Raw genomic sequence first — 16,551 nt, 5'->3', positions numbered from 1 at the left:
GATCGGTGTGGTTAGACTCGCCGCATGCACGGGTCCGGCAGAGCACGCCTCATCGATGTCGCCCGTCGAGCGGGCGTGGCGAAGACCACGGCATCCGACGCGCTCAGCGGCAGCGGCCGGGTGTCGCCCGCCACGCGCGAGGCGGTCCTGGCCGCCGCGGCGGAGCTCGGCTACACCGTCAACGCGGCGGCACGCCACCTGCGGACGGGGTCGGTCGGCACGATCGGCATCGTGCTGCCCGAGGTGGTCTCGCGCTCGTCGTACTACATGGCGTTCACCTTCGGCATCGTCACCCACGCGGCCGCGCACGACGTCGATGTGACGATCGTCAGCCCCTCGGTGTCGTCCGGACGGTCACGTCCGCTGCGCGCCGACGGGCTGGTCATCGGCGACCCGCTCGCCGGCGACCCCGCCCTGCCTGCGCTGTTCGCCTCGGGCATCCCGATCGTGACGCAAGAGCACCTGCCGTCCGACGTCGACGGCGAGCCGGTGGGTGTCGTGTGGTCGTCGCACGAGTCGGGGATGCTGCGCCTGTTCGACGAGATCGACCGCACCGGCGCTCGCCATCCGGCCCTCATCGTCGCACCCGACTCGTCGGACTGGGGCCGTCAGCTCGTCTCGGGATACCGCCGGGCGTGCGACGCCCGCGGCTTGGAGCCGATCGTCGCACCCGTGTCGTTCGAGGCGCCCTGGGTCGAGGTGCGCAACCGCACCGAGCAGCTGCTCGCCGAGCGACCAGAGACCGATGTCATCATCTGCGGCCCCGATTCCAGCGCGATCGAGGTGACCGCGACACTCGAGCGTCTGGGACGCGTCATCGGCGACGACATCACGGTCGTGTCGTGCGTCGACCATCCCTCACTGCCGTACCTGCGCCCGTCCATCACCTCGATCGATCTGCGAGCGCGCGAATCGGGTGTTGCCTGCGCCACCCTGCTGCTCGATGTGCTCGAGGGTCGCAGCCCCCGCGGCACCGACGTCGAGTTCCCCATCGCGGTCGTCGCGCGCGACTCGACCGCTCATGCCCTCGAAGGGGTGCGGGCATGAGCGCGCCGCTCGCCGGGGTCGTCGTCGCCGATTTCTCGCGTGTGCTCGCCGGTCCCCTCGCCACGATGATGCTCGCCGACCTCGGCGCACGGGTCATCAAGATCGAGCGTCCCGGAGCGGGCGACGACACCCGCGCATGGGGCCCGCCCTATGCGCCGTCCGGCATGACGACGTATTTCGAGGCGGCGAACCGCGGCAAGTCCTCGATCGCGCTCGATCTCACCGACCCGACCGACCGCGAGCACGCCGAGGCGATCATCGCTCGCAGCGACGTCGTCATCGAGAACTTCCGCCCCGGGCAGTTCGCCCGGCTCGGCTTCGACTGGGAGACCCTGGCACAGCGACATCCCGGCCTGATCTACGCGTCGGTCAGCGGCTTCGGCAGTGCCGGCGGCGCCGACCTGCCGGGCTACGACTTCGTCGCTCAGGCCGTCGGCGGGCTCATGCACATCACCGGCGATCGCGACGGCGAGGCGATGAAGGCCGGCGTCGCCCTCGTCGACGTCCTCACCGGCAAGGACGCCGTCATCGCGATCCTCGCGGCGCTGCGGCGGCGCGAGCTCACGGGGCGCGGCTCGCGCGTCGAGGTCAACCTGCTGTCGAGCCTGCAGGCGGGACTCGTGAACCAGATGTCCGCGCACCTCGGTGCCGCCACCGAACCGGGCCGCCTGGGCAACCGGCATCCCTCCATCGCCCCCTACGAGGTGCTGCGCTGCAGCGACGGCCCGCTCGCGGTCGCCTGCGGGAACGACGTGCAGTTCGCCCGCATGACCACCGTGCTCGGGGTACCCGAGCTCGCCGCCGATGAGCGTTTCGCGACGAATACGATGCGCGTGAGCAACCGAGACGAACTCGCGGCCTCGCTCGAGGCCGCCCTCGCCGCCGCCCCGGCCGCGACATGGGCGGAACGGCTCAACACCGTCGGCGTCGCCGCGGGCGTCGTCGCGACGATCGGCGAGGGCATCGCGCTAGCCGATCGTCTCGGACTCGATCCGGTCTACGACGCCGTCGGCGCCGACGGCCGGACCTCGCGCCAGGTGCGGTCTCCCATCACCTGGGCGCCGCCCGTCGAGAGCGCGCTCACCGCGCCGCCCCGGCTGGGCGAGCACACCGACGAGGTGCTGCGCTGGCTCGCGGCCCCGACCGGCGGCGTCAGCGACTGACGCGCAGCGCGAGCCACAGCTCCGCGCCCACGTCCGGATCGGTCAACGACACCCCCATGGCCCGCTCCGCGGCGGCGATGCGCTGACGCACGGTGTTGCGATGCACGCCGAGCAGCCGAGCGGTCTGCTCCATGCGCTGGCTCGCCGCGAGGTGCGCCCGCACCGCGTCGCGCAGTCCGGGCGACCCGTCGAGCGCGTCGAGCCAGAGCTCGACGCGGCGCGGACGCTCGGTCACCGCGCCCGCGCCGTCCACCGACCGCCACAGCGCGATCGCCCGGGATGCTGCGGCCGGGGCCTCGTCGACCGGCACCGGGGCGCTGACCGCGCCGGCCTCGGAGATGTCATCGACATCGAGCAGGGCCAGCCGCATCCCGTCCTCGACCGCCGACAGCGGATGGGGCTCGCCGTCGACGCCCGTGACCGCCACCCGCACCATGCGGGGCAACGCGACCCCGCCCGCGCGCGCGAGCGAGCGGGCGGCCGCGGTCTCGCCGTCGAGCGCGAGGCGCGCGACCCACTCCCCCGGCGACGCCGCGCCCGCGGGAGCCGTGACCATCCGAAGCAGCGCCACCGCCGTGAGCGCGAGCTGACGGTCGGCACGGGAGAGCGGTCGCCCCGAGCCGATCACGAGGGCGCCGCCCATGCGTCCGCCCGTCGTCACCGGGAAGGCGACGGCGACCGAGCCGTGCGACGCGAAGGATGCCGCGGCGGCGCCCGAGCGTCGTAGCGAGGCCTCGACGTCGGCGATGACGGCGGGCAGCATCCCGGCGAGCGCCGGCGGATGCAGCAGCGCCGCGCCGTCGTGTCGCGACGCCGGCACCCAGGCCGCCCAGCCGCCGACGGCCTCCGCGATCGCCCGCGCGATGGCGGGGCGGGGCTCGTCGCCCGCAGCGGCTTCGGCCAGCCGGGTGTGCGCCGAGGCCGCGCGCAGGCCCGCGTCACGCTCGAGGCGGCGCTCGAGGGCCAGCAGCGCGCGCGAGACCGCGAGGAACGGCACGCCGTCGGGCACCACGAACAGCGCGACACCGGCCGCCGCGCAGCGTGCCGCGAACCCGGGCGGGGGTGCGTCCCACCCCTCGCCGAGCCCGAGCCCGAGCGCCCCGACGTCGTGCGCGGCCAACGACGCGACGTAGGCGGCATCACCGTCGTGCCCCGTCAGCGGGATGCCCGTGGTCAGCAGCAGCTCTCCGCCCGCGAGGTAACGTCCGGGCTCGGAGAGCTCCGAGACGTGCACGCCGCTGATGACCCGCGCGGGAGGGAAGGCCGTCACGGGAGCGAGGGCACCGTCGGCGGCATCGACCAGGGCGGCGAGAGTCGTCACGCCTCCATTGTGCAGCACGCCCAATTCCGCGAAGCAGATGTGCGATGCGCCTCCTTTGTGAAGCGGATGAGCCCCTACAGTCGCCTCATGACCGTCCCCCACCTCGTGACCGAGATCCCCGGCCCGCGCTCCCGACGCCTCCACGACGAACGCGGTCAAGCCGTATCGGCCGGGTTCGGCGTGACGCTGCCCGTCTTCATCGCGGATGCGACGGAGTCGACCCTCATCGACGTCGACGGCAACGAGCTCATCGATCTCGCGTCCGGGATCGCCGTCACGAGCGTGGGTGCCGCCAACCCGCGAGTGCGGGAGCGGGTTGCGGCGCAGGTCGAGCGCTTCACCCACACCTGCTTCATGGTGACGGAGTACGAGGGATTCGTCCGGGTGGCCCAGTGGCTCAACGACCACACGCCCGGCATCCACGAGAAACGCACGGGCCTGTTCACGACGGGCGCCGAAGCCGTCGAGAACGCCGTCAAGATCGCTCGCGCCCACACCGGTCGGGCGGGCGTCCTGGTCGTCGACGAGGCGTACCACGGCCGGTCGCTGCTGACGATGGCGATGACCGCGAAAGAGCACCCGTACAAGACCTCGTTCGGCCCGTTCCCCGCCGACGTCGTGCGCGTCCCGAATGCCAACCCACTTCGCGGGCGTCCGGTGGCCGACGTTCTGGCCGCGATCGAACAGACGATCCGCGAGCACGGCGCCGACGCCTTCTCGGCGCTCGTCGTCGAGCCGATCCAGGGCGAGGGCGGCTTCGTCGTCCCCGCCCCCGGCTTCCTGCCCGGGCTGCGCGAGATCGCCGACCGATACGGCATCGTGCTGGTCATCGACGAGATCCAGAGCGGTCTCGGCCGCACCGGACAGCTCTTCGCGAGCGAGCACGAGGGGGTGGTGGCCGACCTCATCCTCACGGCGAAGGCGCTCGGCGGCGGACTCCCCCTCAGCGCCGTCACGGGTCGCGCCGAGATCATGGACGCCGTGCACCCGGGCGGTCTCGGCGGCACCTACGCCGGCAACCCGCTCGCCTGCGAGGCCGCCCTCGGCGTGTTCGAGGTGCTCGAAGACCCCGGTCTGCTCCCCCGCGTGGCGCGCATCGAGGGTGCGATCCGCGGCCGGCTCGAACCGCTCCTCGCCGAGTTCGACGTCGTCGCCGAGATCCGCGGACGGGGCGCGATGATGGCGGTCGAGTTCGCCGACCCCGGCACTCTTGCTCCCCGCAGCGACCTCGCCCAGGGGGTGTCGGCCGCGTGTCACGCCGCGGGGGTGCTGACGCTCACGTGCGGCACCTACGGCAACGTCATCCGACTCCTGCCACCGCTCGTGATCGACGAGGCGGTGCTCGCAGCCGGACTCGACATCCTCGTCGACGCCATCCGCTCCACCGTCGCAGGCGGGCCGGACAGCACCATCGCCGACGCCACCGAGGAGGACGCCGCATGAGCGCCACGACAGATCTGCTCGACTTCGACGGCCAGCTGAGCGAGGCCGAGCGCGACGTGCGCGACCGCGTCCGCGCGTTCGTCAACACCCGGGTGAAGCCCGCGATCGCCGGCTGGTACGACGCCGCACGGTTCCCCGCGGAACTGATCCCCGAGCTCGCCGACCTGGGCGTGCTCGGCATGCACCTGACGGGCTACGGCTGCCCCGGTCGCAGCGCCGTCGAGTACGGTCTCGCCGCGATGGAGCTCGAAGCGGGCGATTCGGGCCTGCGCACCTTCGTCTCGGTGCAGGGCTCGCTCGCGATGAGCGCGATCCACAAGCACGGCAGCGAGGCGCAGAAGCAGAAGTGGCTGCCGCCGATGGCGCGCGGCGAGGTCATCGGCTGCTTCGGGCTGACCGAGCCCGATTCGGGCTCCGATCCCGGCAGCATGACGACGTTCGCGCGCCGCGACGGCGACGAGTGGGTCATCAACGGCGCCAAGCGCTGGATCGGCCTCGCCTCGATCGCGCATATCGCCGTGATCTGGGCCCAGACCGACGAGGGCGTCCGCGGGTTCGTCGTCCCCACCGACACCCCCGGGTTCACGGCGACGCCCATCGCACCCAAGATGTCGATGCGCGCCTCGATCCAGTGCGACATCGCCCTCGCCGACGTACGGCTGCCGCTCGATGCCCAGCTGCCAGAGGCGCGCGGACTGCGCGCTCCGTTCTCGTGCCTCAACGAGGCCCGCTACGGCATCGGCTGGGGCGTCATCGGCGCGGCACGCGACAGCTACGAGACCGCCCTCGACTATGCCGGCCGCCGGATGCAGTTCAATCAGCCGATCGCCTCGTTCCAGCTCACCCAGAGCAAACTCGTCGACATGGCGCTCGAGATCGAGAAGGCGCAGCTGGTGGCCCTGCGACTGGGCCGACTGAAGGACGCGGGGCGGCTCCAGCCCCACCAGATCTCCGTGGCGAAGCTCGCCAACACCCGTGCCGCCATCGCGGTGGCCCGCGAGGCGCGCACGATCCTCGGCGGCAACGGCGTCACCGCGGATTACTCGCCGATGCGTCACGCCGCGAACCTCGAGTCGGTGCGCACCTACGAGGGCACGGATGAGATCCACACCCTCGTGCTCGGAGCCCACCTCACCGGCATCCCCGCGTTCCGCACCGCCGCTGCCCAGGAGGACCGATGAGCACGCCCATCGAACTGCGACACCTCATCGACGGCCGATGGGTGACCGGCAGCGGCGACGAGCTCGTCGACCTCAACCCGAGCCGCCCGTCCGACATCGTCGCCTCGGGGCCGGGCGCGTCGGATACCGACGTCGCCCGCGCGTTCGTCGCAGCCCGGGCGGCCGCCGAGGGGTGGCGGCGGACGCCGGCCCGGTCGCGGGCGGCCGTGCTGCTGCGCGCGGCGGACTTCGTCGCGGCGCGCAGCGAGGAGTGGGGCACCGAGCTCGCCCGCGAGGAGGGGAAGACACGGGCCGAAGGCATCGCCGAGGTCGCCCACGGCGCCAACATCCTGCGGTACCACGCGCACGACGTCGAGCGGGCGTCGGGCGAGGTCTACGAGTCACCCAACCCAGGCGAGCGCATCCTCGTGGTGCGCCGACCGGTCGGGGTCATCGGCGCGATCACGCCGTTCAACTTCCCCTTCTCCATCCCGGCATGGAAGCTCGCCCCCGCCCTGGCGTGGGGCAACACGATCGTGTGGAAACCGGCGACCTTCGTGCCCGTCCTGGCGATGCGCTTCGCCGAGGCGCTGATGGAGGCCGGGCTACCCGACGGGGTGCTCAACCTCGTCAACGGAACCGCCGCGGTCGGCGAGGCGATCGTCGCTCATCCCGACGTCGACGCCGTGACCTTCACCGGCTCGACCCGGGTCGGACGCCAGATCGCGTCCCGACTCGCCGGCCGCGGCATCCCCTTCCAGGGCGAGCTGGGCGGCAAGAACGCCTCGCTGGTGCTCGAGGACGCCGACCTCGACCTCGCCGTCGAGCAGGTCGCGATCGGCGCGTTCCGCGCCGCGGGGCAGAAGTGCACCGCGACCTCGCGCGTCGTCGTGCACGAGGCGGTCGCCGACCGCTTCCTCGCGGCTCTGGCCGAACGCACGCGAGCCGCTGTCGTGGGCGACGCGCTCGGTGACGGCGTCGAGGTCGGCCCCGTGGTCGATGCGGGCGCCCGCGACCGCATCAACGCCGCGCTCGATCGCGCGAGCCGCTACGCGACGCCCGTCGTCGCGCCCGGACCCTACCGCGACGGCCCACTCGCCGAGGGGTTCTTCATCCCACCGTCGGTCTTCGAGTTGCCCGCGGCCGAACCCGGCGAGCTGTGGCACGACGAGCTGTTCGGCCCCGTCGTCGGCGTCCGGCGGACGCGCTCCGCGGCCGAGGGCTTCGCGCTCGTCAACGACAGCGAGTACGGGCTGTCGACCGCGGTCTTCACGACCGACCTCGGGCGCGCTCTCGCCGCGATCGACGACATCCGGGTCGGGGTCGTGCACATCAACTCCGCCTCGGCCGGAGCCGACCTGCACGTGCCCTTCGGCGGCACGCGCGGCAGCGCCCTCGGCCCGAAGGAGCAGGGAGCAGTCGCCCGCGACTTCTTCACCGAGACGGCGACCGTCTACCTCCGCGGCTGACCCTCCCGCCGTCCCGGGCGGGCGGGTCAGCCGGTTCCGCGATGCAAGAGATCCGCGGCGACACCCCGGGTTGCGGCATCCGCTCACGGGGTGTCGGCCACGATCCCTTGGATCCGGGCGCCGGCCAACGGGTGCCGCATCCGGGCACCGATCGACGGGTGCCGCATCCGGGCACCGACAATCGGATGCCGCGGTGCGGCGTCACTCCTTCTCGGCGGCGACCCGTTCGTGCGTGCGCTGGGTGGCCGTGGCCATGTCGTGCGCGACGCCCAGCGACTCGAGGTAATCCGCAACGGCCGCCATCTCGTGCGCACGGCGCACCGCATGGGTGCGCGTGCCCCGCTCGAGGCGTTCCACCACCGCGTGCCCGTCGCCGGCGAGCTGGCGGGCGATCTGGTCGCGGATCCACTGCTCCGACCCCGCCGCTCGGCCGGCTGCGAGCGCCTCCGTGATGATCGCCCCCAACCCCTTCATCAGGATGCTGCGCAGGAGCTTGCGCGCCGACGCATCTCCCGCGATCTCGCCCCCGTCCTCCACGGATGCGCCGAACGAGCGCAGCGTCGCGATCGCGACGGCACGCCCCGATCCGGACACGATCGCGTCGGTCGCAGCTCCCCGGATGGGGACGGGCCCCAGGATCGCGACATCCGCGAACGCCACCCCCGGCCCCTCGACGACCTCGGCGACCCGCAGCAGCGCCTCCGGCGACGCGGTCGTGCAGTCGACGTAGGTCGCATCGGCCCGCAGGTGCGGCGCGGCCTCGGCTGCGATCTGCTCCGACAATGACGCGGTGGTGAGGGTGAGCACGATCTCGGCTGACGCGACGGCCTCCGCGAGCGTCGCCGCACGCGTGACCCCTTCCGGCGTCTCGGGGGCGAACGGGTCGTACCCGGTCACCGCATATCCCGCGGCGACAGCCCCCTGGGCGTAGAGACGACCCGCCTCGCCGAGCCCGACGACGGTCAGAGGGGTCGCATTTCCGGCCTGCTCCCGCGCGGCGTTCACAGCGGCCATCAGCTTTCCACCGGCTTCTCGCCGCGGATGTTGAACAGCACGTAGCCGAGCAGCGAGACGATGACCGCGCCGACGATCGCCGGCCCCTTGAAGAGCGTCTCGGCGGTGACGACGAGGTCGGGCAGCACGAACACGATCCCGACGATCTGGGTGAGCACGAGCGCGCAGGCGAGCGCGAGGAACGCCATCATGGCGAGCGCGAAGACTCCCGTGACGGTTCGATCGAGCGTTTTCCGCATGAGGATGCCTCTCAGGTGATGGGGACGGGGACGATGCCGACGGCGATCAGCACGCCGAGGACGAAGAACGGCAGCACGTAGTACATGACGAGCGGGATGAAGGTCTGCTCGGGGCGCGCGCCGGTGATGCCGCTCGCGACGAAGATCGCACCCGATGCCGGCGGCGATGCGCCCTCGGTCGAGGCGAACACGAGGATCGCGATGACGGCGAGCAGGGGGTCGACCCCGGCGGCGACCAGGGTCACGAGCGAGACCTGACCGACGGCGCTGAGCGTCGCGGTCGACGACAGCGGGCCGGCGACGAGCACGACGAAGAATCCGACGAGAGCCACGAGCAGCCACACGGGGATGTCGAGGTTGCCGAGCAGCGCGTCGACGTCGTCGGCGAGGCCGAGCGAGGCGAGGACCTCGCTCGCCGCGATCGCGAAGAAGAGCAGGGCACCGATCGCGTAGTACTTCGACGCCGCGCCCCCGAAGAACTCCCACCACTCTCGCGCGGTGCGCGGGAGCTGGCGCCAGCCGACGGCCGCGCTGATGAGGATGATGAGGACGGGGATCCAGGTGATCAACGACACCGAGCCCATCGCGTCCGACAGCGGTGAGGCGGCCAGGAAGTCGGCGAGCGGACCGATCGTGATCGAGACGGGGATGACCGCGCCGAGGAAGATCAGCATCGAGGTCCAGTTGCGGCGCACCGCCGGACCGACGGCGGGACGCTCTTCGCCGGCGACTTTGTGGATGCCGTCGCGGTGGACGAACCAGGCGATGAGCACCATCCGGATGAGGAACTGGTAGATGCCGGCGACGAACAGGGCGAGGTAGACGGAGCTCGTGGTGACGAGGCTGCCGGCGAATCCGATCATGATGACCATCGACGCGCTCGGCGGCAGCGCTGCGCCGAGCCCCGCGTTGCCGGCGATGACCGTCGCGGCCCGCGCCTTGCTCCACCCGGTGCGCGTCATCCACGGTCCGGTGATGACGCCGCTCGTGGCGGCGTTGCCGGTGTTCGAGCCGCCGGCGACGGCGCCCATGGCACCGGAGGCGACGGTGTCGACGATCGCCGGCCCGCCGCGGAGGCCGCCGAGCAGGCTCGTGAGGATCTCGATCAAGCGGGCGATGGTTCCTGTCCGCTCGACGAGGTAGGTCATGAAGATGAACGCGATCGCCGCGTACATGACCTCGTTCGAACTGGCGTCGACGATCGCGTCGCGCGCCACCTGGGGCGCTTGGAGGCCGGCGAACAGCACGGTCGCGACGAAGCCCAGGAGCATCGCCTCGGCCATGCTCCGCTTCACCACGACGTTCCACACCACGATGATCGCGAGAAAGACGAACAGGGCGATGACGGCTACGGGCACGAGGGCACCTCCGTCGAAGGGGTCGGATCGTCGTTGATCACTCGCAGCTCCTTTGCTCGCGATGGCTGCCACATGACGTGGCGGTATTTCGTCAGACACAGCTTGTTTGCGTCAAGTGAAACGTCATTTCACAGGATGCGCGATGTGCTTGTCAAGCCGACAGGCTGGATCGAAGACCTCGCAAGCCGACCCGGCACGACACGCGTCAGGGCGAGTCAGGGCGCGTGAGGGCGCATTGGGGCGCCTCACGCAGCGCCGTGCCGACAGCCGAATGCAGAGCGCCGCCAGCCGAGGCGTCAGAGGGAGAGAGCGATGGCGTGCGCCGCCCGGCGCAGCTCCGGCGCCCACCCGCGGAGCATCTCCGTGGTCGTGCTCTCGTCGGGGCCCAGGACCGAGACCGCGGCCACGACGCCGCGCTCGCGGTCGAGCACGGGCACGCTGACGGCCGCGACGCCGACGTCACGTTCGGACACCGAGATGTGGAAGCCCGCAGCTCGGATGCCGTCGACCGACGCGCGGAGCAATTCAGGGGTCACGACCTCTCCGCCGGCGGTGCGGAACTCGCTCGCGTGCTCGAGCACCCGTTCGCGCTCATCGTCCGGCAGGAAGGCCAGCATCGTCCGCCCCGCGCCGACCAGCAACGGCAGCCGCCGCCCGAGGGGCAGCTGATACCGCAGCGGGTCGCGCCCATCGACGCGTGCCGCGAGCACCCGTGACTCTCCCGAACGGGCATACAGCGAGGCGGTGAGGCCCGTGGTGCGGGCCAGTTCCTGCAGGTGCGGGCGCGACCGCACGACGAGCGGGTCGGACTGCAGGTAGCGGTGAGCCATGCCGAGCCCCGCGACGCCCAGGCGATACTCCCCGGTGTCGTCGTGCTGGACGAAGCCGCGGCGCTGCAGCACGCCGACGAGCCGGAGGACGGTCGCCGCGTGCAGCTCGGTGCCTCGGCTCAGATCGACCAGACGCAGCGGGCCGTCGGAGCGTTCGAGCATCTCGAGGATGTCCAACGCGCGTTCGACGCTGCGAACGGTCGGCTGATTCGCGGCATCCGGGGTATCGGGCATGACCTCATTCTCGCAAGGTCGGCACGATTCCCGGGGACCGGCTCAGCCCGCGACGATCGACGCCCTGATCTGCGTCTCGTCGGCATGTTTGGCCTCCGCCCGCGCGAGAACCTCCTCGGCCTCTGCGGCGGGCACGATCACCACGCCGTCCGCATCGCCGAGGACGATGTCGCCGGGGGCGACGACGACACCGCCGACGGCCACGGCGCGGTGATGGCGCCACGGGCCGTTCTTGTACGGCCCCGCCGGCGTGACCGATCGCGCGAAGGTCGGAAAGCCGAGCTCACCGAGCTCGTCGGCGTCGCGCACCGCGCCGTCGATGACGATCCCGACGCACCCGCGCACCCGCAGCCGCTCGGCGATGAGCTCGCCGATCAGCGCGCGGTTGCGGGCGCCATGACCGTTCACGACGAGGACGTCACCGGGGCCGATGTCGGGGAGCGTGCGATGGATACCGAGGTTGTCACCCTCGGCGACCTCGACGGTGACCGCGCGGCCGGCGACGCGGGCCCCGCGCCATACCGGGCGGATCTCGGCGTCGACGACGCCCAACCGCTCCATCGCGTCTCCGACGTTGGCTGTGGGCAGTGCGCCCAGGCGCTCGATCAGGCTCGTGTCCTCGGTCATGTTCTCCTCCTTCGGCGCCGGGGCCCGGCGCGCATCGTGGTGGTCGGCGGGTGGTCAGCGAGCGGGAGCGGCGAGCCCGAAACGGTCGGCGAGCGCGCCGAGGCGGTCGTGATCGACGTCGGTGAGCCGGATGCCGTCGCGCTCCGCGCGCTCACGCTGCTCGTGCTCGATGAGGCCCGGGTAGTAGACGCGCTCACCGTCGGCGGCATCCATATCCGCGACATCAGCGAGCGACTGCTCGACCAATCGGTCGAAGAGATCGGCCCCGCCGAAGGCCTCGGGATCGAGCGCGATGACCAGGTGGCCGGTGCCCGACACCGCCGATGAGTCGGGCAGACCGACGACGGAGCCCACCGGCCCGGTACCCGACAGGCTCCCGGCGAGCAGGTCGATCACGAGCGAGAGACCCGCGCCTTTCGGCCCACCGAGGGGAGCGAGGTTGCCGGCGAGCGCAGCGGCGGGGTCGGTCGTGGGCGCGCCGGTCGCGTCGGTGGCCCAGCCGGCGGGGATCTCGGTCGCGCCATTGTCGAACGCGCGCCGGATCTTGCCGCGCGCGACCGTCGTCGACGACATGTCGAGGACCGCCAGGGGGCGGTGCCGCGAGGGGATCCCGATCGCGATGGGGTTGGTGCCGAGCAGCCGGCGCGTGCCGTTGAAGGGCGGCATGGCCGGCGAGGCGTTGGTCAGCGCTATGCCGACGAGCCCGCTCTCGGCGGCAGCGCGGACGTAGTGCCCCGCGATGCCGAAATGATTGGAGCGGGCGACCGACACGACGCCGGCGCCGTACGCGCGCGCCCGCTCGATCGCATCCACCATCGCGCGACTCGCGGCGAGCTGCCCGAAGCCGTTCGCCGCATCGAGCAGCGCGGTCGCACCGTGGTCGCGGACCAGCACCATCTCGGGATCGAGGGCCATCACTCCGGCGTCGACGCGGTCGAGGTAGGTCGCGAGACGCGTGGCGCCATGAGAGTGGACGCCGAGCAGATCGGCTCCCACCATGACACCGGCGACGACGTCGGCGTTGTGCCGCCGCATCCCGGCAGCCGCCAGCACATCGGTCGCGAACCGTCGCAGTTCGATGCCGGTCGTCGTCATAGCCGTCTCCCCGTCGAGATGGTCATTGTTTCACTAGTTGCAACGCAGGTGCGTCTAGTGAAACTAGCACGACGGGTGCCGTGGCCTCCAGGGCGGGGTTGGCAGCCCCGCGACACAAGGGTCCGAACGAGACACCCCGAGCCCGAGGCATCCTGACCGGGGTGTCGGATCAGATCCCTTGCATCCCGATCCAGGCGGGCGGATGCCGGCTCGCCGGCTCAGCGCTCGATGATGACCTCGTCGCCGACCCGCACGACACCGCCGCCGTCGGCGGGGAGGAGCAGGATGCCGAGGGTCGGCTCGGTCTGATCGAACTCGGTCGTCAGCACGCGCAGCAGCCGGGCGTCGCGCTCCCCCGTGTCGGGATTGGCCATGATCGCGGCGCACCGGCCGATGGGGCGCTGCACCTCGAACGCGACCTCGCCGATGCGGATGCGGCCGCTCCAGCCGAGCTCGTCCCATGCCCCGGCACCCGAAACCACGATGTTCGAGCGGAACCGCCGGCTGTCGACGGGCGCGGCCACGGCGGCGTCCACGTCGTCGACCGACGCGGCGCCGTGCAGCGAGACATAGCCGCGGGCCCGGTCCTGGAACCGGGCGGTGACACCGTCGCCGACGAGCCGCAGCGGCAGCACGCCCTCCTTCTCGAGCCGTCGGGCATCCGGCGAGGCCTGCACGAACGCGGTCACGGCTTCCTCGAGCTCGCGCCGGCCGGCGTCATCGAGCCCCGCTTCGGCGAGCACCACTCCATCGGCGCTCAGCCGCAGCCGCTGGGCGTCGGCGTCGAACAACAGAGCCACGCGGGCGAGCGCCGGGAAGTCCATGAGCGCGAGGCCACGGCTCTTCGGCCACGACTCGAGGCCGTCGGCATCTTCGGGCTCCACCGCGTCGGCGAACCGGAAAGCGAGCACCCGGTCGCCGGCGATCCGACCGTCGGGCTGGACGACGAGCTCGTCGCGCGCTTCGGGGGTGAATCCCTTGACAGGGTAGCGGTACAGGGCGGAGACGGCGGGCACACCGCTACTCTGCCGCACAGCACAGTGCTGCGCCGCACCGAGATCAGCTGCCGGCGACCGCCCAGGCCGCGAGGGCGGCGACGAGCGTGCGGTGGCCGGAGGCCTCGAAGGCGCGTGCGTCGTGCCCGAGCACGTCGACCGCGATGCGGCCGCCGCCGTACTCCCGCACCCACGCCGCGGCCTCCTTCGCACCGTCGCCCTCGTGCCATGCCACGACGGTGCGCTGCCCGAGCCGCTGCAGCGCGCAGTAGCGCTCGTCGTGGGTGTGGAAGGTCGTGGGAACCTCGGCGGGCACGGCATCCGGTTCGACCTGGACCGTCATCTCGCCCGCCTCGGGGTGGAACGAGAGCTCGGGCAGCCAGATGGCGCCCAGCGCGGGCGCCCACTCCGGGTAATCGCGCAGCGACGAGACCGCCGAGTGCACCGCGAGCACGCCGATGCCGCGCTCGAGCGCAGCGGCGAAGCCCGCGACCGACGACGGCGGAGCGCCGCGCGTCAGGCTGCTGCCGCCGCGCCAGGGATCGCCCGCGCAGACCGCGACGAGGTCGTACCCGTCGAGATTCGCCATGCCCTGGTCGACGTCGTCCGACACGGCGACATCCCAGTCGCGGTGGCGGAGGATGTCGGCGACCTCGGCCCCGACTTCCGCGAAGGGGTGCCACGGGTCGGCGTACCGCCCCGATCCGGTCAGGACGAGTGCTCGATGTGCCATGTCGGTGTCCCCCTCGCGTCTGTGCTCCCACCGTAGGGGCCGCGCGCCCCTCCCGCCGACGGGTTGAGAATCGACGCCGCCTGTGACACCGCGCGGTCAGGGCGCCGTGAGCTCACCCGGCCGGAGCCCGAGGAGAGCCTCGACGGCGGTGGACATGAGGCGGATGCGGGCATCGGCGTCACGCCACGACACGAGAGCGTGGGCGTTGAGCCCATCGATCATCCCGAGCACCTGGGCCGCGACGGCGACGGGGTCGTCGACCCGGAACGTGCCTGCGTTCACCCCGTCGCGGATGATGCCCTGGAGGAAGGCCGTCCAGGCATCCATCTGCGCGCGCACGCGCTCGGCGAGCGCTTCGTTGCGGCGACCGAGCGCCCACGACTGCACCCACACGAGGGTGACATCGGAACGGGTGCCGTCGAGGAGCGTGCGCAGCAGCTCGCGCACCAGCAGCACGCTGTCGGGACTCCTCTCTCGCAGGCGCTCGAGGTCGCTCAGCTCGGCCGCGACGATCGTGTCGAACGCGCCGGCCACGACGTCGTCCATGCTCGGGGCATGATGCGCGACGAGCGCCGACCCGACGCCGACCGACGCCGCGACGGCACGCAGGGTCACCGCGCTCAGTCCCTGCTCGCGGGCGATGCGCTCGGCGGCGGCGGCGATCTGCGCGCGGCGCTGTTCTCCGCTCAGCCGCGCTCGCCCCGCGGAATCCTTTGACGCCATGCCCGCCAGTCTGTACGCTTCCCAGAAATTGATCAACTGATCAACTGGATCCGGAGGAACGCGATGCCCTGGAGGATGCCGGCCGAGACCGCGCCGCACGAGCGCACCTGGATGGCCTTCCCGCGCGTCGGGTTCACCCTCGGCGACACCGAGGCGGATCGCGCCGAGGGGTACGCCGCCTGGACGGCCGTCGCCCGCGCCGTGGCCGAGTTCGAGCCGGTCTCGATGCTCGTCGACCCGACCGAGACCGCACGGGCGCGCGACCTTCTCGGCAGCGGGATCGACCAGCACGAGACGCCGGTCGACGAGTTCTGGATGCGCGACCACGGCCCGACCTTCGTCGTCGACGACGAGAGGCCCGGCGTCCTCGGGGCCGTCGACTGGATCTTCAACGGGTGGGGCGCCCCCGACTGGGCGGACTGGCGCCTCTCCGCCGAGCACGCCCGCATCATCGCGGCCCACGTCGGGGCGGAGCTCGTCAGCTCGATGCTGGTCAACGAGGGCGGCGGCATCCACGTCGACGGTGCGGGCACCGTGCTGCTGACCCAGACCGTCCAGCTCGACCCCCGCCGCAATCCCTTCGCCGATCGGGCGCGCGTCGAGGCCGAGATGCTGCGCACGATCGGCGCCGACACGGCCATCTGGCTGCCCCGCGGGCTCACGCGCGACTACGACGAGTTCGGCACGAACGGCCACGTCGACATCGTCGCGACCTTCGCCGCGCCCGGACGGGTGCTCCTGCACGCGCAGCCCGACCCCGCGCACCCCGACCACGCCGTGATACCCGAGATCCGAGCCGCCCTCGGGGCCGCGACGGATGCCGCGGGCCGGAGCCTCGAGATCATCGACCTGCCCGGCCCCGCGCAGCTGCGCGACGCCGAGGGCTTCGTCGACTTCAGCTACGTCAACCACCTCGTCGTCAACGGCGGGGTCATCGCCTGCGGCTTCGGCGACCCCGCGGCCGACGACCGCGCCCGCGGCATCCTCGCCGACGCCTACCCCGGCCGCCGCGTCGTGACGGTCGACGCGCGCCCGCTCTTCGCCCGCGGCGGCGGCATCCACTGCATCACCCAGCAACAGCCCGCCCCCGCCCCCTCCCC

The 16,551-nt window shown here is 72.2% G+C and carries 16 protein-coding genes; 6 read left to right on the top strand and 10 right to left on the bottom strand.

Going from position 1 to position 16,551, the window contains the following annotated elements:
• The first annotated feature begins 24 nt into the window (after window positions 1–24).
• Window positions 25–1,047, top strand: a complete 1,023-nt coding sequence (locus tag CBF90_RS11210; RefSeq protein ID WP_088380631.1) for a LacI family DNA-binding transcriptional regulator — start codon at window positions 25–27, stop codon at window positions 1,045–1,047.
• Entirely contained in the window at window positions 1,044–2,210 is a 1,167-nt protein-coding gene (locus CBF90_RS11205; RefSeq protein ID WP_088380630.1) for a CaiB/BaiF CoA-transferase family protein, read from the top strand. The genes CBF90_RS11210 and CBF90_RS11205 overlap by 4 nt, the downstream gene beginning before the upstream one ends.
• On the opposite strand, the gene CBF90_RS11200 is transcribed toward CBF90_RS11205, so the two are convergent.
• A complete protein-coding gene (locus tag CBF90_RS11200; protein ID WP_172407828.1) occupies window positions 2,200–3,531 on the bottom strand; it encodes a PucR family transcriptional regulator in 1,332 nt (443 codons plus the stop codon). The two genes, CBF90_RS11205 and CBF90_RS11200, sit on opposite strands and share 11 nt — an antisense overlap.
• An 87-nt stretch (window positions 3,532–3,618) precedes the next feature.
• Between CBF90_RS11200 and gabT the strand changes: the two genes are divergently transcribed.
• The 3 genes from gabT to CBF90_RS11185 are packed head-to-tail and all read left to right on the top strand — an operon-like array spanning window position 3,619 to window position 7,603.
• Complete coding sequence (gabT, locus tag CBF90_RS11195) at window positions 3,619–4,974, top strand: 4-aminobutyrate--2-oxoglutarate transaminase (protein ID WP_197690580.1); 1,356 nt, start codon at window positions 3,619–3,621, stop codon at window positions 4,972–4,974.
• The gene (locus CBF90_RS11190; RefSeq protein ID WP_023952869.1) at window positions 4,971–6,155 is read left to right on the top strand and encodes an acyl-CoA dehydrogenase family protein; all 1,185 of its coding nucleotides are present in this window, start codon (window positions 4,971–4,973) and stop codon (window positions 6,153–6,155) included. The genes gabT and CBF90_RS11190 overlap by 4 nt, the downstream gene beginning before the upstream one ends.
• Window positions 6,152–7,603: an aldehyde dehydrogenase family protein gene (locus tag CBF90_RS11185; protein ID WP_088380627.1), complete on the top strand. Its 1,452-nt coding sequence runs from the start codon at window positions 6,152–6,154 to the stop codon at window positions 7,601–7,603. Before CBF90_RS11190 ends, CBF90_RS11185 begins: the two co-directional genes overlap by 4 nt.
• Window positions 7,604–7,804: 201 nt before the next feature.
• On the opposite strand, the gene CBF90_RS11180 is transcribed toward CBF90_RS11185, so the two are convergent.
• The 9 genes from CBF90_RS11180 to CBF90_RS11140 all read right to left on the bottom strand — a co-directional run bounded on the left by CBF90_RS11180 (window position 7,805) and on the right by CBF90_RS11140 (window position 15,451).
• Window positions 7,805–8,617, bottom strand: a complete 813-nt coding sequence (locus CBF90_RS11180; RefSeq protein ID WP_088380626.1) for an NAD(P)-dependent oxidoreductase — start codon at window positions 8,615–8,617, stop codon at window positions 7,805–7,807.
• Window positions 8,617–8,856, bottom strand: a complete 240-nt coding sequence (locus CBF90_RS11175) for a hypothetical protein (protein ID WP_064956382.1) — start codon at window positions 8,854–8,856, stop codon at window positions 8,617–8,619. Before CBF90_RS11175 ends, CBF90_RS11180 begins: the two co-directional genes overlap by 1 nt.
• Before the next feature lie 11 nt (window positions 8,857–8,867).
• Window positions 8,868–10,214: a TRAP transporter large permease subunit gene (locus CBF90_RS11170; RefSeq protein WP_023952876.1), complete on the bottom strand. Its 1,347-nt coding sequence runs from the start codon at window positions 10,212–10,214 to the stop codon at window positions 8,868–8,870.
• A 296-nt stretch (window positions 10,215–10,510) separates the two neighbouring features.
• Window positions 10,511–11,278, bottom strand: coding sequence for an IclR family transcriptional regulator (locus CBF90_RS11165; protein WP_023952878.1), 768 nt, complete (start codon window positions 11,276–11,278; stop codon window positions 10,511–10,513).
• A 42-nt stretch (window positions 11,279–11,320) separates the two neighbouring features.
• On the bottom strand, window positions 11,321–11,905 hold the full coding sequence (locus tag CBF90_RS11160; protein WP_023952880.1) for a dimethylmenaquinone methyltransferase: 585 nt from the start codon (window positions 11,903–11,905) through the stop codon (window positions 11,321–11,323).
• Window positions 11,906–11,959: 54 nt separating this feature from the next.
• Window positions 11,960–13,000 carry an Ldh family oxidoreductase gene (locus tag CBF90_RS11155; protein ID WP_023952882.1) on the bottom strand — a complete coding sequence of 347 codons (1,041 nt, stop codon included), beginning with the start codon at window positions 12,998–13,000 and terminating at the stop codon, window positions 11,960–11,962.
• A gap of 218 nt (window positions 13,001–13,218) precedes the next feature.
• Window positions 13,219–14,016: an MOSC domain-containing protein gene (locus CBF90_RS11150; RefSeq protein WP_088380625.1), complete on the bottom strand. Its 798-nt coding sequence runs from the start codon at window positions 14,014–14,016 to the stop codon at window positions 13,219–13,221.
• Between the two features lie 43 nt (window positions 14,017–14,059).
• Window positions 14,060–14,728, bottom strand: a complete 669-nt coding sequence (locus tag CBF90_RS11145; protein ID WP_088380624.1) for a ThuA domain-containing protein — start codon at window positions 14,726–14,728, stop codon at window positions 14,060–14,062.
• Window positions 14,729–14,824: 96 nt separating this feature from the next.
• On the bottom strand, window positions 14,825–15,451 hold the full coding sequence (locus CBF90_RS11140) for a TetR/AcrR family transcriptional regulator (RefSeq protein ID WP_088380623.1): 627 nt from the start codon (window positions 15,449–15,451) through the stop codon (window positions 14,825–14,827).
• A 63-nt stretch (window positions 15,452–15,514) separates the two neighbouring features.
• Between CBF90_RS11140 and CBF90_RS11135 the strand changes: the two genes are divergently transcribed.
• Window positions 15,515–16,551: agmatine/peptidylarginine deiminase (locus tag CBF90_RS11135; RefSeq protein ID WP_141097152.1), on the top strand; the 1,037-nt coding region annotated here is incomplete at its 3' end.

This window comes from Microbacterium sp. AISO3 (assembly GCF_002204305.1).
Taxonomy (GTDB): Bacteria; Actinomycetota; Actinomycetes; order Actinomycetales; family Microbacteriaceae; genus Microbacterium; species Microbacterium arborescens.
The sequence above is the reverse complement of the archived record's forward strand: the minus strand, read 5'-3'. Positions and strand labels throughout refer to the sequence as shown.

Coding starts and splice junctions, on each gene's coding strand:
- CBF90_RS11210 (WP_088380631.1), top strand. CDS start 25: ATGCACGGGTCCGGCAGAGCACGCCTCATCGATGTCGCCCGTCGAGCG.
- CBF90_RS11185 (WP_088380627.1), top strand. CDS start 6,152: ATGAGCACGCCCATCGAACTGCGACACCTCATCGACGGCCGATGGGTG.
- CBF90_RS11155 (WP_023952882.1), bottom strand. CDS start 13,000: ATGACGACGACCGGCATCGAACTGCGACGGTTCGCGACCGATGTGCTG.
- CBF90_RS11175 (WP_064956382.1), bottom strand. CDS start 8,856: ATGCGGAAAACGCTCGATCGAACCGTCACGGGAGTCTTCGCGCTCGCC.
- CBF90_RS11180 (WP_088380626.1), bottom strand. CDS start 8,617: ATGGCCGCTGTGAACGCCGCGCGGGAGCAGGCCGGAAATGCGACCCCT.
- CBF90_RS11140 (WP_088380623.1), bottom strand. CDS start 15,451: ATGGCGTCAAAGGATTCCGCGGGGCGAGCGCGGCTGAGCGGAGAACAG.
- CBF90_RS11190 (WP_023952869.1), top strand. CDS start 4,971: ATGAGCGCCACGACAGATCTGCTCGACTTCGACGGCCAGCTGAGCGAG.
- gabT (WP_197690580.1), top strand. CDS start 3,619: ATGACCGTCCCCCACCTCGTGACCGAGATCCCCGGCCCGCGCTCCCGA.
- CBF90_RS11205 (WP_088380630.1), top strand. CDS start 1,044: ATGAGCGCGCCGCTCGCCGGGGTCGTCGTCGCCGATTTCTCGCGTGTG.
- CBF90_RS11165 (WP_023952878.1), bottom strand. CDS start 11,278: ATGCCCGATACCCCGGATGCCGCGAATCAGCCGACCGTTCGCAGCGTC.
- CBF90_RS11145 (WP_088380624.1), bottom strand. CDS start 14,728: ATGGCACATCGAGCACTCGTCCTGACCGGATCGGGGCGGTACGCCGAC.
- CBF90_RS11160 (WP_023952880.1), bottom strand. CDS start 11,905: ATGACCGAGGACACGAGCCTGATCGAGCGCCTGGGCGCACTGCCCACA.